Raw genomic sequence first — 16,014 nt, forward strand, 5'->3', positions numbered from 1 at the left:
TCCGGGCGCGAACGCGGTGCGGATCCTCGTCACCGGCGCCGACGGCGAACCGTTCGAGGCCGTCGCATGGGAGGCCGAGTGGGGCGCCGAGGGCGCCGAACCCGACACGCTGCGGCTCGTCGAACTGCGCGAAGGCGTCCTCGGCGGCCAGGTCAGCGTGCCCGAAGCCGGCCGGTACGTCTTCGCGTTCACGCTCACCGACGCAGGCGGCGACTCGGCGACCGCCGAGGCGGTCCTGGACCTCGAGTTACCGGTCGCCGAAGGCGCGGCGGGAGTTCTCGCCCAGCTGGAGGCACCACTTCTCGAGGTCGCGGCCGAGCAGCTCGGCCAGGAACCGGGCGGTGTGGGCGGTCAGGTCGGGCCGGTTGACCCGGCCGCGCACCGGCACCGGCGCCATGAACGGCGCGTCGGTCTCGACCAGCACGAGCTCGGCCGGTGCGACCGACGCCGCCGCGCGCAGCGGCTCGGCGTTCTTGAAGGTGACGTTCCCGGCGAAGCTCATGAAGAACCCGCGGCCGGCGCATTCGCGCGCGAACGCCTCGTCGCCCGAGAAGCAGTGCAGCACCACTCGCTCGGGCGCGCCCTCCTGGTCGAGGATCGCCAGGACGTCGGCGTGGGCGTCGCGGTCGTGGACGACGAGGGTCTTGCCGCGGCGTTTGGCGATCTCGATGTGGGCGCGCAGCGACCGCTGCTGGGCGTCGCGGCCGCTCTCGCCGGTGCGGAAGTAGTCCAGGCCCGTCTCGCCGAGCGCGGCGACCCGGTCGCGGGCGGCCAGCTCGTCGATCGCGGCCAGGGCCGCGTCGAGGTCGCCGACGAGCGGCGCCTCGTTCGGGTGCAGCGCCGCCGCGGCCAGGACCCTGCGGTCGAGTTCGGCCAGGTCGGCGGCCCACCGGGAGGAGTCGACGTCGGTGCCGACCTGCACCAGGTTCGCGACGCCGGCCGCCTCGGCCCGGTCGACCAGCGCGCGGATGGTCTCGTCGCCGGGCTCGGGGGTGACCGACGCGTCGGCGGGATGGCCGGAGGCCACGATGTCGAGATGGGTGTGACTGTCGCAGATCGGGGCCGGGAGCGGCTCGGGCGCGGGCGCTGGATCGGATCGTTTCACGCCTCAACCATGCCATGGCGACGCGCCCGCCTCGCTGCCGCTCAGGCGCGGTGCGACCCGTAACGTCGACTTCACATCGCTGACACGTGACGCTGACAGGCGGACCTTAGGTTGACGCTCAGCCGTATACCGGCCGTGCATACGAGACGTCGAATCGAGCCGCCCATGACACGTGACCTCGCGTCCCGTCGAAACCGAGCCGCGGCGCTGCAGCAGCGCCGCCCGGCCGCCTCCGCGGACGCCGACCGGCAGCCCGACATGGTGACCGTGGAGTGGCGCGGCGAGAAGTACCCCGCCGCGCCGCTGGCCGACGGCGCGGCCTGGGAGCTGTTCTCGCCGCTGCCGCGCCCCGACTTCGTCCACAATCCCCGCCCCGGCACCGAGTACCCGCACCGGTGGTTCGTCCCCGCCGGGGAGGTCCTGCGCGACGGGGTGCCGGTGAGCGTCGCCGACGACCGGTCGATGACGGTGCCGCTGGCACCCGGCCTGGACCTGGAGTACGTGCGGCGGCTGACCCAGACCCCGCACCTCGACCCGGCCGCGCGGGTGCTGCTCGACCGGGTGCGGGAGTCCTCGCCGCTGGCGGCCGGGGAGCTCATGGAGCGGCCGATGACCGCCGCGCAGGTCGCGCGGGTGCTGGAGACGGCCGCGGTCCCCGGCGGCTTCTGCTACCGGCGCAGGGACGTCGCGCATCTGCGCACACCCTCGACCCGCAGCGTGCTGGGCGGTGAGACCGAACCGGGCCAGCGGTGGGCGCTGGCGCTGCGGTGGGCCGTGGCCGCCGCCGGCGACTATGACGCGCCGGTCGCGCCCGACTACGAGGGCCTGACGTCGATGCCGTCGTCGGAGCGGCGCGGCATGCCGGTGCTGGGCACCGGGTTCGCGCTCTCGGCCGGGCACCTGCTGCCCGAATGGGTGACCGCCGACCTCGGGGACCTGCCGCTGCCAGAAGGGGCGGCGCTCGTGGCCTACGCCACCGACGGCAGCGAGATCGGCCTGTTCGAGTACGGCGACCAGTACTGGGCGCCGCTGTCGGCCGATCCGCGCATCGACGTGGCCGGCGTCGAGCCGGGCCGGCCGGTGCGGGTGCGGCGGGTGCTCAGGGAGTCGGCCAAGGCCGTGTGGAAGGGCGTGGCCGGTTCCCTGGTCGACGCCGACGAGGACTGGGCCCGGTTCCGGCTCTGCCGCCCCGGGCCCGAGACGATCGCGCGCACGGCCGCCGAAGCGGTGCGCCGGGGCGTCTACGAGAAGTGGGTGCCGCGAAGCGAACTCACACCGGCCCCCTGAAATCCTATAGGATATAGGATATTTCCTATAGGGTCGGCCGGGACCCCGCGGGCCCCGGCCCTGAGCACTACTCGCTGAGCCGCTCGATCTCCTCGTCCACGATCGACGGATCCAGCTTCGCGAACAGCGGCGTCGGCTTCGCCAACGGCGTCCCGGCCCGCACCGGCACCGACTCCCACTTCGGGACCGCCGAATAATCGCCGGTCAGGATCGGATACTCCCCGTCGGTCGCGCCACCGGAGTCGAGGTCGTCGACCTCCTCGATGCGCGGCATCGGCGCGAAGGTGCCCTCACCGCCGAGCAGCTCGTGGACCCGCTGCGAGGAATGCGGCAGGAACGGGCTCAGGACCGTCTTCAGATCGGACACGGCCTGCAGCACCGTGAACAGGACCGTGCCCTGCCGCTTCGGGTCCTCCTTGAGCTTCCACGGCACCGTGTCCGCCAAGTACTTGTTCGCCGAGGCCACCGTCTTCATCGCCTCGCCGATCGCCGCGCGGATCTTGTTCGACCCGATCAGGTCACCGACCGTGTCGAACGCCTCCCGCGTCGCCGTCAGCAGCTCCCGGTCGACCTCCTCCAGCTCCCCGGGCTCGGGGATCCGGCCGAAGTTCTTCGCCGCCATCGCGATCGACCGGTTCACCAGGTTCCCCCAGCCGGCCACCAACTCGTCATTGTTGCGGCGCAAGAACTCCGCCCACGTGAAGTCCGAGTCCTGGTTCTCCGGCCCCGCCGCGCAGATGTAGTAGCGCAACGCGTCCGGCGAATACCGCTCCAAGAAGTCCCGCACGTAGATCACCACGCGCCGCGACGAGGAGAACTGCTTGCCCTCCATCGTCAAGAACTCGCTCGAGACCACCTCGGTCGGCAGCTCCAGGCGCCCCAGCGCGCCCGGCTCGCCGCCGGCGGCGCCCTCGCCGTTGTTGCCCAGCAGCATCGCCGGCCAGATCTCGGAATGGAAGACGATGTTGTCCTTGCCCATGAAGTAGTACGAGACCGCCTCAGGATCGGACCACCACCGGCGCCACGCCTCCGGATCGCCCGAACGCCGCGCCCACTCGATCGACGCGCTCAGATAACCGACCACCGCGTCGAACCACACGTACAGGCGCTTGTCCGGCCGCTCCCGCCAGCCCTCGAGCGGAATCGGCACCCCCCAGTCCAGATCCCGCGAGATCGGCCGCGGCTGAATGTCGTCGAGAAGGTTCTTGGAGAACTTCACCACGTTCGTCCGCCAACCCGTCCGCGTGTCCAGCCACGAATGCAGCGCCTCGGCGAACGCCGGCAGATCCAGGAAGAAATGGTCCTCCTCGACGAACTTCGGCGTCTCCCCGTTGATCCGCGACACCGGGTCGACCAGGTCGGTCGGATCCAGCTGCCGACCGCAGTTGTCGCACTGGTCCCCCCGAGCCGACCCGAAACCGCAGTGCGGGCACGTGCCCTCGATATACCGGTCCGGCAGCGTCCGCCCCGTCGACGGACTGATCGCCCCCAGCGTCTTCCTCTGCAGGATGTACCCGTTCGCGTGCAGCGTCAGGAACAACTCCTGCACCGTCTTGTAGTGGTTCCCCGTCGTCGTCCGCGTGAACAGGTCGTACGACAACCCCAGCGCATGCAGGTCCTCGACGATCACCCGGTTGTACTTCGCCGCCGCCGCCCCCGGCGCCAGACCCTCACTGTCGGCCTGCACCAGAATCGGCGTCCCGTGCTCGTCGGTGCCCGACACCATCAGCACGTCATGACCGCGCATGCGCATGTAACGGGCGAAGACGTCGGCGGGAACCCCGAAACCTGCTACATGTCCGATGTGGCGAGGGCCGTTGGCATAAGGCCAGGCCAGCGCGGTCAATACGTGAGTCATGCGCCCCATGTTATCGGCACCGGCCCCGAGCCCTCCAACGTCCGCGCCCCACCGCCCGAGCCGACACGGCGAGTCTTCCCCGATTCCGCCCTGCAACGCCGTTCCAATGATGAAATACCCGTATGTCCCGAACACACCGCGCGACCGGCGCCGACACACCGGCGCCCCGTCTGGCCTCGCAGCGCAGCCCCATCGGCGCGCAGACCGACGGCATGGACGCCATCCGCGCGGTCTGGGAACGCGCCGCCGACACCGAACGCCACCGCACCCGGGGCCGGACGGCCCCGCGCAGACGACCACGCCGCCTCATCACCGCCCTGGCCGGCACCCTCGTCTGCGCCTGCCTGCTCATGTTCTTCGCCTGGGTCAGCGCGCCCGCCCTCTGGATCACCATGGGCCACAGCCACACCGGCACCGTCACCGTCACCTCCTGCAGCGGCGGCTTCGCCCCCGGCTGCACCGGCGAATTCACCACCGGCACCTGGACCAAGGAACTGCGCCTCACCGGCCACGTCACCGCCGGCGACATCGGCCGCGAACTCACCGCCCGCACCACCGGCCCCGACGCCTCCAGCGCCTACATCGGCGGCCACGCCGGCCTCCTCCTCCGCTGGGCCCCCTCCATGGCCCTGTTCATGGCCTCAGGATTCGCCCTCGCCGCCGCCAGCGGCGCCACCCGCCTCTACGAACGCCGCGGACCCGCCATCGGACTGTGCTGGGCCGCCACCGGAGCCGTCCTCGCCGCCGCACTCGCCTTCGCCTGGTGAACCGGCGCCTGTAATCGCGCACACGGACCGCCGACGCCCCGCCCGGGGCCCGCCGGCGGGTCGTAGAGTAAAGGCCGCCCCCGGTTCATGAGCTCGAAAGACTCGGCCCGCCGCGCCCCACTCCGCACCGGGGCGGCGGCCAACTGAATTTGACCGACCTTCCCCGCTTATAGGGCCCACGGGAGACAGCGTGAGTGCATCTTCGAAACCGGTGGCGCAGACCTGGTTCGGACCCATCACCGACGTTCAGCGCCGCGCCATGTTCGCGCTCGTGCCGGTGGCGGTCGCCTTCGGACTCGTCACCGGCCTGGCGTTCCTGCCGCTTGCCAGCGGCTTCGGCGGCGTCGCCAAAGTCGGCTCCGAATCCGTCCTCGAACTCCCCGAAGACCTCGTCCTGCCGCCCGCCCCCGAATCCTCCACCCTCTACGCCGCCGACGGCGAGACCGTCATCGCCACCTTCGGCGACCAGTACCGCGTCCAACTCGAATACGAGCAGATCCCCGACTCGGTCAAAGAGGCGCTCGTCGCCACCGAAGACGCCAACTTCTTCGAACACAACGGCGTCGACCCCGAAGGCGTCATGCGCGCCCTGGTCACCAACATCTCCTCCGGCGACACCTCCGAAGGCGCCTCCACCATCTCGATGCAGTACGTCCGCCAAGTCCTCTCCTACACCGCCACCAGCCCCGAAGAGGTCGCCGCGGCCAGCGAGGTCACCGTCGAACGCAAAGTCAGGGAGATGGGCTACGCGCTCGCCCTCGAAGAAGAGATGCCCAAAGAGGACATCCTCACCAACTACCTCAACACCGTCTACTTCGGCAACGGCGCCTACGGGATCGGCGCCGCCGCCCAGGTCTACTACGGCAAAGTCCCCGCCGAACTGACCGTCCCCGAAGCGGCCATGCTCGTCGGCCTCGTCCAGTCGCCCAGCCAGTACGACCCCATCAACGGCTCCTCCGAGGCCGCCAAGGCCCGCCGCGACCACGTCATCGGCCGCATGGTCGCCGTCGGCTTCCTCACCGCCGCCGAAGGCGCCGAAGCCAAAGCCACCGACCTCGCGCTCAACCCCCAGGACGCCAACAACACCTCCGGCGGCGCCATCGACGCCGAATACGGGTTCTTCGTCGACTACTTCGAGCGCTGGTGGGCCCGGCAGGAGGACTTCGGCGAATCCCCCGAGGAACGCAAGGCCCGCCTCTACCGCGGCGGCTACGAAATCGTCTCCACCCTCGACGTGCGACTGCAGGAGACCGCCGAGGACGCCATCGAAGCGCAGGAGCCGACCGGCTCCGAATACGCCCTCGGCTCGGTCGTCGTCGAACCCGGCACCGGCGCGATCCAGGTCATGGCCGTCAACCGCAACTACTCCAACGACATCTCCGACAACGGCCCCAACACCGCCGGAGAGGAGTACGGCAAGGGCACCTACCCCAACACCACCACCCCTCTGCTGAGCGGCAACTCAAGCTTCGCCGGCTACCCCGCCGGGTCCTCGTTCAAGATGTTCACCATGATCGCCGCCCTCGAAGCGGACATGCCCCTGTCGACCCACATCTACGCGCCCTTCCAGTACCAGTCGAACTACCGCACCGGTGGCGGCGAGACCTCCTGCGGCATCTACTGGTGCCCCAAGAACGCCTCCACCTCCGAAGTCGGCACCTACGACATGTGGACGGCCTTCGGCGAATCGGTCAACACCTACTTCGTGCAACTGGTCGAACGCGTCGGCGCCGACAAGGCCATCGACGTCGCCAAACGACTCGGCATCCAGTTCCGCCACGCCTCCGACCTCAAATTCACCCAAGGCGAATCGGCCGCCTACTACGGCCAGTTCACCCTCGGCGTCACCCAGACCGTCCCGCTCGACATGGCCGCCGCCTACGCCGCCCTGCCCGCCGACGGCACCTACTGCCGACCCGTGCCGGCCACCTCGGCCGTCACCGGCACCGGCAGCACCATCGCATTCGAGACCGCATGCGAACAGGTCCTCGAACCCGAGGTCGCCCGCGCCGCCGTCGACGCCGCCCGCTGCCCCACCGGCGACGGCGCCGCCGAAGGCCACTGCACCTGGGGCACCGCCGAACAGGTCGGCCGCGCCGTCGACGGACCCGTCGCCGGCAAGACCGGCACCACCGACAACAACGCCACCAACTGGTTCGTCGGCTTCACCCCGAACGCCGCCGCCGCCGCGTTCATCGCCGACCCCGACAACACCTACGGCAACCCCGTCGGCAGTGCCAGAACCGGCAAACCCGCCAACGCCGTCGCCGACATCCTCGCCGACCAATGGGACCGCGACGGCGAAGGCGACTTCACGCCCCCTACCGAACTGGTCCGCTGACCCCATAGACTCACCCCGGTGAGCGCCACCGCAGTCCGGCCCGCAGCGCCGCCCGCCGCATGGCGGCCGCCCCTGCCCGAAGGACCCACACCGAGCGTCCGGGCCCGCCTCGAATCCCGCCTGCCCGACGACCGCCGCCGCGCCGTCCTGGTGACCCTCGCCGTCACCGGCCTGGCCGCCGTGCTCCGGCTCATCGGCCTGAACCACCCCAAAGGCCTCGTCTTCGACGAGGTCTACTACGCCCAAGACGCCAAAGCCGTCCTCGAACACGGCGTCGAATGGAACGTCGACACCAACGGATCGGCCTACGTCGCCCACCCGCCGTTCGGGAAATGGCTCATCGCCGCCGGCGAAGGACTCCTCGGCTACGACGAGACCGGCTGGCGCATCAGCGCCGCCGCCGCCGGCATCATCGGCGTCGCCCTCCTCATCGTCCTCATGCGCCGCCTCACCGGATCGACCCTCCTGGGCGGCACCGCCGGACTCCTCCTCGCCGTCGAAGGCAGCCACTTCGTCCTCTCCCGGGCCTCACTGCTCGACATCTTCCTGGCCACCCTCATCCTCGCCGCCATGTACTGCGCCGTCAGAGACCGCGACTGGCGACGCGCCGACTGGCTGGCGGCCATCGAGAACGGCCTCGACCCCAGGCGCCGACGACCGCGGCTCGGCCTCCCCTGGTGGCGCATCACCACCGCCGTCCTCCTCGGCCTGGCGATGTCCACCAAATGGAGCGCCCTGTGGTACATCATCGCCTGCATCGCCCTGTTCATCATCTGGGACTGGCGGCTCCGCGTCGACGCCGGCGCCCGCAAACCCTTCCGCGACACTCTCATCTACGAATTCGTCCAGAACCTGTGGTTCGGCCTGCTCGCCATCGGCGCCTACCTCGCCACCTGGGCCGGCTGGTTCGCCAACGACCAAGGGTCCTACCGACACTGGCTCGCCGAACGCGGCCATGCCGAACCGCCCGTCGTCGGCGCGCTCGTCAACTGGTTCCAGTACCACATCAGCGTCTACGACTTCCACGCCGGACTCTCCTCCGAGCACTCCTACCAGTCGACCCCCTTCGAATGGCTCTTCAACCTCCGACCGGTCGTCTTCTACTGGAGCTCCGACGTCCCCTGCGACACCGGCCGCTGCGCCGCCGAGATCCTCCTCCTCGGCACCCCGCTGCTGTGGTGGACCTTCCTCCCGGCCACCGCCGCCGTCGCCGCCTGGGCGCTCTACAAACGCGACTGGCGCGCCTCCTTCCTCCTCGTCGGCATCGCCGCCGGCATCCTCCCCTGGTTCGCCTACCCCGACCGCACCATGTTCTTCTTCTACACCGCCCCCGCCGTGCCCTTCTTCATCGGAGCGGTCACCTGGGCCCTCGGCATGATCATCGGCCGCCACCGACCCGGCAGTCCCCCCACCGGATCACCCGAACGCCGACTCACCGGCGCACTCATCGCCGGCGCCTTCGTCGCCGTGGTCGTCCTGTGCTTCGCCTACTTCTGGCCCGTCTACACCGGCGAGCCGCTCAACTACGACGACTGGCGCTCCCGCATGTGGCTCGACTCCTGGATCTGATCGAGACCCGCGCCACAGTCCGGGCCCGCAAGGCGGCCTGCGCCCTGTGCTAAAGTTGTCGGCGCTCGGGGCTTTGGCGCAGTTGGTAGCGCGTCTCGTTCGCAATGAGAAGGTCAGGGGTTCGAATCCCCTAAGCTCCACAAACGGACATTGAGTATATTAGGGATCTTCATGTTGAGGATCCCTATTTTCTTGCCCTGCAAGGCAGCCAGCGCCTGTCGCACCATAAAGACGACCGAGAATCGCAGTACGGTCAAAACCTCATCTTTCGGAATGCCGACGGGTTCGAGAAGGGGCGGCCATGCCGAGGAAGCGTTTGAACATCCGGGTGTCGAGTACGTTGCGGGAGAACATCGACCCGCATCAAGTCGCCGGAGTCCTGTTGGATTGGTACGCACAGGAACTGAAGTCCGGGCGCATCACACCAACATGCCACCAGAACCACCGCCTGACCAGCGAGTGCACCTGCGACCGGTCCGGGGACGAGGAGACCACTGCGGCAATTAACGACCGCGTGGGTGGCTGAGCCTCTTCTCGATCGTCGAAGGGTTGGCCCACAGCGGCATCGCGGCTCGGGCATCGCAAAATCGGATCTCAGGCGGTACAAAGGAGAGATGGATGAATCCACGCCTCTCTGGGAGACGACCGATCTACCAGTCCTCCGTGCCGCCTGCCAAGCCCTCGATCGAAGCGGTCGCGCTGTCGGTATCGACGCCGTGCATCCTCTCGTGCCGTCGGTACCTCGCGAGGAAGTGCCAGCCGCCCTGGCCAGGTTGGCCTCTACCGGCTATATCGAGGATGAACGAGGCTTCAACGGCAGCATCGCCTGGATTAAGAGCATCACCGAAAAGGGGCGCCAACTGGTCTCGGGATATCCGGCGGCGAGAATCGAGGCGTCAGTGCCGCAGCTCGACGACCTTGGAGAGCAGCTTGGGGACGTCCTTGCCCAGGTATTGATTGCGCTGCAGGTGCAGCCGAACCACCCTGAGGCCTCGAAATGGAGGCGATTCCTTACGGCGGCAATAGATGTGGGCGTCGACTTCGGCTCGAAATTCTCCGCCGAGATCGCGAAAGCGCACCTTGGCCTACCGCCACCAAATTAGGCTGGCGCTCAACAGGCGGATCGCCGTCGCCGCGGAACGGCCCTGAAAATTGATCGCCAAGTCGGGCATGATCTATGTCTCGGCAAGACCGGCGTCGCCTTCGGCTCCGCAGTCCAGCCTTCGGCCGTCGAACATCAGTAGGCCAACTGGCTGCCAGGCGCAGATCCTCGGGCCTCAGCGCTGGCAATGGACTTCCTTCTGGAACTCGATCGCTCTCTCCCACATCTCAAACGGGAGCTTCCAAGGCTCACGGATCAACTGGCGGGTGCGGTACTGGGTAAGTCCGAGATGGTCTGCGGTCGCGCGCGCCTGATCCTCCCAGTCCGGGCGCCCCCACCATCGCGACCCGGCGGTGCCGCCCCAACTGGCGAGCGCCCTCGCCGTGTAGCCCGCCTTCTCGCACTGCCTGACCTCGGCGGCGATGCGGCGGGCGATGGAGGGCCAGGCCGGGCCGATTGCGTCGTGCGCAGGGACGCCAGGGAGAACCAGACGGTCGGGGTCGCAGAGGATCTGTTCGATGGCGGCGAAATCGGGCTGGTTCGTCGCGGGGTTCATATGCGGGATGATGTCGCGGGTCGCGATGAAGCTCATCCACGACATCTGGGCGTCGGTGAACAGGTAGTGCCAGGGCTCGAGGAGGTTCCGCCACGAGGTCACGACCATGCCGACCGCGGCAATCGAGGCCAAGACATCGTCAGGGACGCCCAACTCGGCGACGGCCGCGTCCGTGCGGTCAAGATGCTCCCGCAGGAACTCTGGGACAGCCTTCTCGGTTTCGGGCAGCGCCGGCGCATGCTCGGTGGTCAGCTCGTTCAAGAACTCCTGAAGTTCTTCAAAGGCGTCCTCGGCGAACTGGGACTTGCCTTGCTCGACGGCCTTCATATACTCGATCACTGCCGGGTCGCTGCCTGCCTCCTCATGGCGCCTGCGCCTGGCCCAGGCGTACATGCGCAGGTCTGAACAGAGGGCGTAGTCCCGGATGCGGTCGAGGATCGCTTCGGCTGCGAACACAGCCTGATGGGTGGTGGCTGTCAGCTCTTCGAGCGGCCCTCCGATATTGCGTTCAATTGCCCCGGCGATCTGGTTGACCTGAGCGCCCACAGCATCGACGGCCTCGTGCAGTTCGGTGGTGGTGTGGTGGAACCGGGTGGCGAATGTGCTGGCTTCCCGGTCGAGGTAGACCTTGAGCAGTTCGTCATCGGTCATCGCGCGCGTGGACCGACCCTGGCGCGTTTGTCGCCGTCCTTGGCCGTCGTGGTGCGGTGCCATGGTGGGCCGCACCTCGACCCGAAGAAACGGGTGTTCCTCGTCGACAGCCTCCTCGACGATGAACAGGTCCACCGGAATCGGGTATGTACAGCTAGAGACATCCAGAAGCCTCGCAACCGACTTCTCGAGCCCTTTCGATAGGCCGTACACAACGCCGAACGTCAGTCCGGTCGCCCGGTCCGTCACCTCTTCCACCCCGACAAGCAGATGGGCGACCTCACGGGAGGGGTCAAGTGCCACCCAGTTCGACAATGCTGCCAGCGTCGCTGACTCGACCGCTTTCGCATCGCGCTTGTACTCAATACCCGCGGACTCGCCTGCTGCGAGAAGCGCTTCAGCGTCGGCGCTGGTGTGTCGGTAGCGCGTTGGACGCGCAGATTCATCCATTCAACGGTTGTAGCAGAGCGGTGCGACAGCACCTCAGCGTCGCCCTTCGCCGCGACGTGCCGCAGCGCCCTACGCTCTCGGCGAGACCAGCGTCGCCTTCGGCGCTGAGGTGCACCTTCCAAAACCGGACATCCATAGCACCGGCCGAGGCAGGCAGGGCCTGCTGCACAGAGCTCTTTGAGATCCAGGATGATCCGGAGTAGACCACCAACATGTCGAGGAGGCGCGGGCGATGCGAGTGAGTTGGTCACGGTACAGCGGTGAGGACGTCGAGCACACCGTCGCGATGCTTCTGGCCCGGCGTTACCCCAACGCAACGAGGATCAGGCCCTCCCAGGGCGATGGCGGCATCGACATCCTGGTGCCTGTCGACACGGGCTACGCGGTGTGGCAAGTGAAGCGGTTCGCCGAGAACCTGAGCTCAAACCAAAAGACCCAGATCGAGAACTCGATCGCCCACCTGCAGGAATTCATCGAGCAGCGAGGCCTCCCCGTCCTCGAATGGCGCCTGATCATGCCCCTCGACCCGACACACGAAAACCGTGAATGGCTCGACGACCTTCTCCGTAACGCCGATTTCAACCACTACTGGCACGGATTGGTGGTGGTCGACGACCTCGCGGCGGAATACCCGGACGTCATCGACTACTACCTCCGAGACGGCAAAGACCGTTTGAATGCCGCGATGACCAACCTCGGTGCCGCAATGAGTCTGCAAGGAGCCCGGCCGCCGTTCACCGCCGGGGACGCCACAATGGGCCTGACAGGAATTTTCGAGACGTTGAATCAGACCGACCCGCACTACAGGTATGAGTTCGACGTTTCAGCTGAGCGACGCGATCCGCCGATCAGCCCTGGGTTGGCTCTCGCCTTCGTGAAAGGACATCGCGGCGCCTATGTGACCTACCGCGTCTATGCGCGAACCAGCGAGTCGCTCGTGCGGGGACACTCGAACATTAAGGTGCTTTTGGCCTGCCGCACGGTGGACCTTGAGCGGGACCCACGACTGACCAGCCTGCTGCACGGTGACCCGTCGGCCGAGCGCGTTCGGCTCAGCGAGCTTCCCGCCGAAGACGTCAAGGTACACCTTGCCGCGCACCATCTGCATGTGCCTTCCGCGGATGTGCTCGAGCTGCTGCGCACACCGCTGCACCTGTGGGTGTATTGCCGCCTTGACGAGGCCGCCCGCGACCAGCCGTTCAGAACCTTGCCCGACCTATACGAGCAGTTCACAGCAGACGTACGGCGGCGCCTCGAACTCCGAGTCGGGGACGTCGCGTGGGACGCGATCACGAGCACGCTCGTTACCTTCATGAGCGAGCACGAAGTGCTCACTGCCCCAGCCGCCTGTCTCGATCCTGCCCGACTCACGGACGTCGGCGCGTTGGAGTCGGAATCGATCCTGGAGCGCTTCGACAACGGCTTCGCTTTCTTTCACCAGTCGTACTTCGACTACCTGTTCGCTCGAGCGTTCATCCGAGATGGCGATGACCTGCATCGGTTCCTGGCTGAGTCTGGCCAATTCCTCTTCCGTCGAGCACAGACTCGCCAAGTCCTCGACCACCTCGCCGCCGTCAACCGCTCCGACTTCCGGCAGACGGTGCGTCAGCTCCTGGCTTCCGAAGCCATCCGGTTCCACCTCAAGGACATCATCGTCACCGACCTGCGGCAACTGAAACCCACCGCCGAAGACTGGGCCGCGATCGAGCCCCTCGCCTGGGGCGCGTTGCCGATCGCACCGAAACTGCGGTCACTGCTCAGCGCCCCTGGCTGGTTCGATGCCGCCGACGACCTCGGGCGATGGGAAACCTGGCTCGCCGACCGCGAACGCCTCGACGCGGTATTCATGCCACTTGTCATAGTCGCGAAAGACCGCCCCAAGCGCGTGGCGGAACTGCTCCGCCCTTACATCGGCGCAGGCGACCGCTGGCGGGAGCGACTCATCACCCTCATCAATTGGTCGCTCCCGCCGGGCCTGGTCGACTTCACCGTTGACCTGATCGAGCACGACTTGCTCGAGGCACCGGACACGTCGGCGACTCCCGTAGAGCTCTGGCCATTGCTCTATCAGCTCAAGGCCACCGACCCTGATGGCGCGGCCCGCCTGGTCGGCGCTCACCTTCGCCGCAGCCTCGACCGTGCGCGTGAGCATGGACGCGCCGACCCGTTCGACGCCGGCCGCCTGGACCGCCACGAATCATCGGCAAGCATCATCCAGGAGATCGCCGAGTCAGCCCCTGCGGCCTTCATCAGGGAAGTCCTGCCCTTCGTTATCGACATCGCGCTGACTGACCAGCGAACCCCTGAAGCCCGCCTGCCGTACGGGATCCGATGGAAGAACTACTACGAGATCGCGCCCGCAGGCGTCGACGACATCGTCTTCACCGCGACCGAGACGGCCCTGACCAGACTCACCGCCCAAGACCGCGAAAAGGCCAACGCATCGCTGGCGACACTAGGCACCGCCGACAGCCAGGAACTGCGGTTCCTCGCGTGCCGGGCACTGACCGAAGCCGGCGAAGCCGACGAGGCCATCGAGTGGCTCGTGTCGGATGATCGCAATCTCCTCCTGGGTTGGACAGGCGACCCCTACTGGGCTGCCGCGCGACTCATCGAAGCCCATTCGCCCCACTGCTCAGGCGACCAACTCGGGCGACTCGAGCAGAAGCTGCTGGCCCATACGTCACCGGTCGAGACGCGACGCGGCCACGGATACGGCCAGTACATCCTCTTGACCGCACTTGACCAGCAACGGACCTCTGAGGTAGTGCGCAAGCGCCTTGACGAACTCCAACGCCGATTCCCGAACGACCCTCCCTCCGGGCCCCGCTGGCAACTTGACGAGCACGAAGAGCAGCGGTTCGGACCGGAGGCCACGAAGCACATGTCCGATGACCACTGGCTGCGGGCGTTCCGGAAACACTATGACCCAGAAACCGGTCGCCACCGTGGACTTGGCGCTGGGCATGCCTTGCGCCTCGCCGAGTTGCTGGGAAAACACACCACAGAGGAACCCGAGCGATTCGCGCGTCTCGCCCTCCGGTTCGACACCACCATCCCCGCCGCAGCGGTCGAGCATGTTATTCGCAGCCTCGCCCACCAGGTTGATTTTGACCTGTTCGCTGATGTCTGCGAGCACGCCACGCGAATCTACGGCGAAGTTGTCGGTCATGCCATCGGCTTCGCGATGCATGACCTCAAGGCGAGGAACGAGCGCATCGTCGACCTCATCGACTGGTGCGCCAGGTCCGCTGACCCGGGGCCGGATACGGAATTTGGTTTCCCAAACGAGGCATATGAGCGGTTCGAGAGCAACGGGCGACTGGTGGACTTCGGATTCAACACCACGCGCGGCCAAGCCGCCTTCGCCGCGACTTCCACGCTGATCCACATGCCAGACCTCGTCGAGAACCTCGCGCCGATCATCGTCAGGCTCGCCGTCGACGACCACTTGGCGGTCCGCGCCTGTGCCGCGCAAGCCGTCCGCGCCCTCATCAAGCACCACCCGGACCAGGCGCTGGACCTAGCCGACGCGCTCTTCACTGCCTTGCCCGACGTACTCGATGCGGCTACGACCGAACAACTTCTCGCCACGGCGATCTTTCGCGCTCCGGAACGGTTCGCCAGCCACCTCGAACGAGCGCTCAACGGGTCACCGGCAGTGGTAGGGCGCGCAGGACGTATCTGGGCCGCGGCGGCCCACCGAGGGGCCCTCACCGCACCGGTGACCACCGACGTCAACGCGTTGCCGACCGCTGCCCGCCTCGGCGCTGCGGCGATGTTCGCCGAACATTCCGTAGACGGCCTCCCCTGGCTGCCTTCTCTGTTCAATGACCCTGATGTCGAAGTGCGCGCCCGAGCCGCTATTGCCATGCGGCAGCTCAAGGGCATTTCGTCGACCGACCTGGATCGGTACCTCCAGCAGTTCGCCCAGAGCGCCGCCTTCGACGACCACTTGGAACACGCGGTCTACGGCATGGCCAAACTCGATTCAAGGCTCCCGCCACCAGCTCTTGCCACCTGCGCAAAGGCTGCCGATGTCGCCGGCAGCAACCTCGGCGACATCCGAACTGCACACAGCGCCGCCTCGCGGCACCTCATCACAGTCGTCCTGCGCCTCTACCGCCAAGGGGACGGCGCAACTCGAACGCAATGCCTCGACATCATCGACAAGCTCTGCGAGTCCAACGCCTACGGACTCGCCGAAGCACTCGCCGATGAGCGATGAGCTGCACGGTGTCTCACCGGTACCGTCATTCCCCGTGTGGAACGGCAGGTCACGATCCGCCCTTCTGAGAGGTCATCCACAAATCGCGCATCACAGTGGC

General features: G+C 67.4%; 9 protein-coding genes and 1 tRNA gene. 7 read left to right on the top strand and 3 right to left on the bottom strand.

All coding sequences use genetic code 11. The features are described 5' to 3' along the window. Positions 1-247: 247 nt before the first annotated feature. Positions 248-1,105, bottom strand: a complete 858-nt coding sequence (locus ACYVL2_RS17935) for a TatD family hydrolase (protein WP_460545896.1) — start codon at positions 1,103-1,105, stop codon at positions 248-250. Positions 1,106-1,270: 165 nt separating this feature from the next. On the opposite strand from ACYVL2_RS17935, the gene ACYVL2_RS17940 reads away from it, so the two are divergent. Beyond that, positions 1,271-2,392, top strand: coding sequence for a hypothetical protein (locus ACYVL2_RS17940; protein WP_460545862.1), 1,122 nt, complete (start codon positions 1,271-1,273; stop codon positions 2,390-2,392). A 67-nt stretch (positions 2,393-2,459) separates the two neighbouring features. Here the strand turns inward: ACYVL2_RS17940 and metG are convergent, their stop codons facing one another. Then, positions 2,460-4,250, bottom strand: coding sequence for a methionine--tRNA ligase (metG, locus tag ACYVL2_RS17945; protein ID WP_460545865.1), 1,791 nt, complete (start codon positions 4,248-4,250; stop codon positions 2,460-2,462). 122 nt (positions 4,251-4,372) lie between these two features. On the opposite strand from metG, the gene ACYVL2_RS17950 reads away from it, so the two are divergent. The 5 genes from ACYVL2_RS17950 (at position 4,373) to ACYVL2_RS17970 (ending at position 10,030) form a co-directional block, all read left to right on the top strand. Continuing rightward, entirely contained in the window at positions 4,373-5,017 is a 645-nt protein-coding gene (locus ACYVL2_RS17950; RefSeq protein ID WP_460545867.1) for a hypothetical protein, read from the top strand. A 190-nt stretch (positions 5,018-5,207) separates the two neighbouring features. Beyond that, positions 5,208-7,358 (top strand): transglycosylase domain-containing protein, encoded by a 2,151-nt coding sequence (locus ACYVL2_RS17955; protein WP_460545868.1) that lies wholly within the window; start codon positions 5,208-5,210, stop codon positions 7,356-7,358. 18 nt (positions 7,359-7,376) lie between these two features. Next, entirely contained in the window at positions 7,377-8,927 is a 1,551-nt protein-coding gene (locus ACYVL2_RS17960) for a dolichyl-phosphate-mannose--protein mannosyltransferase (RefSeq protein ID WP_460545870.1), read from the top strand. A 67-nt stretch (positions 8,928-8,994) separates the two neighbouring features. Continuing rightward, a tRNA-Ala gene (locus ACYVL2_RS17965) sits at positions 8,995-9,067 on the top strand. A 474-nt stretch (positions 9,068-9,541) separates the two neighbouring features. After that, positions 9,542-10,030: a hypothetical protein gene (locus ACYVL2_RS17970; protein ID WP_460545872.1), complete on the top strand. Its 489-nt coding sequence runs from the start codon at positions 9,542-9,544 to the stop codon at positions 10,028-10,030. Between the two features lie 174 nt (positions 10,031-10,204). Here ACYVL2_RS17970 and ACYVL2_RS17975 read toward each other — a convergent pair whose 3' ends face one another. Continuing rightward, complete coding sequence (locus tag ACYVL2_RS17975) at positions 10,205-11,686, bottom strand: AlbA family DNA-binding domain-containing protein (protein WP_460545874.1); 1,482 nt, start codon at positions 11,684-11,686, stop codon at positions 10,205-10,207. 238 nt (positions 11,687-11,924) lie between these two features. Here ACYVL2_RS17975 and ACYVL2_RS17980 point away from each other — a divergent pair, with 238 nt between their 5' ends. Continuing rightward, the gene (locus tag ACYVL2_RS17980; protein WP_460545876.1) at positions 11,925-15,914 is read left to right on the top strand and encodes an NACHT domain-containing protein; all 3,990 of its coding nucleotides are present in this window, start codon (positions 11,925-11,927) and stop codon (positions 15,912-15,914) included. The last annotated feature ends 100 nt before the right edge of the window (positions 15,915-16,014 follow it).

Source organism: Glycomyces halotolerans, from assembly GCF_054779575.1.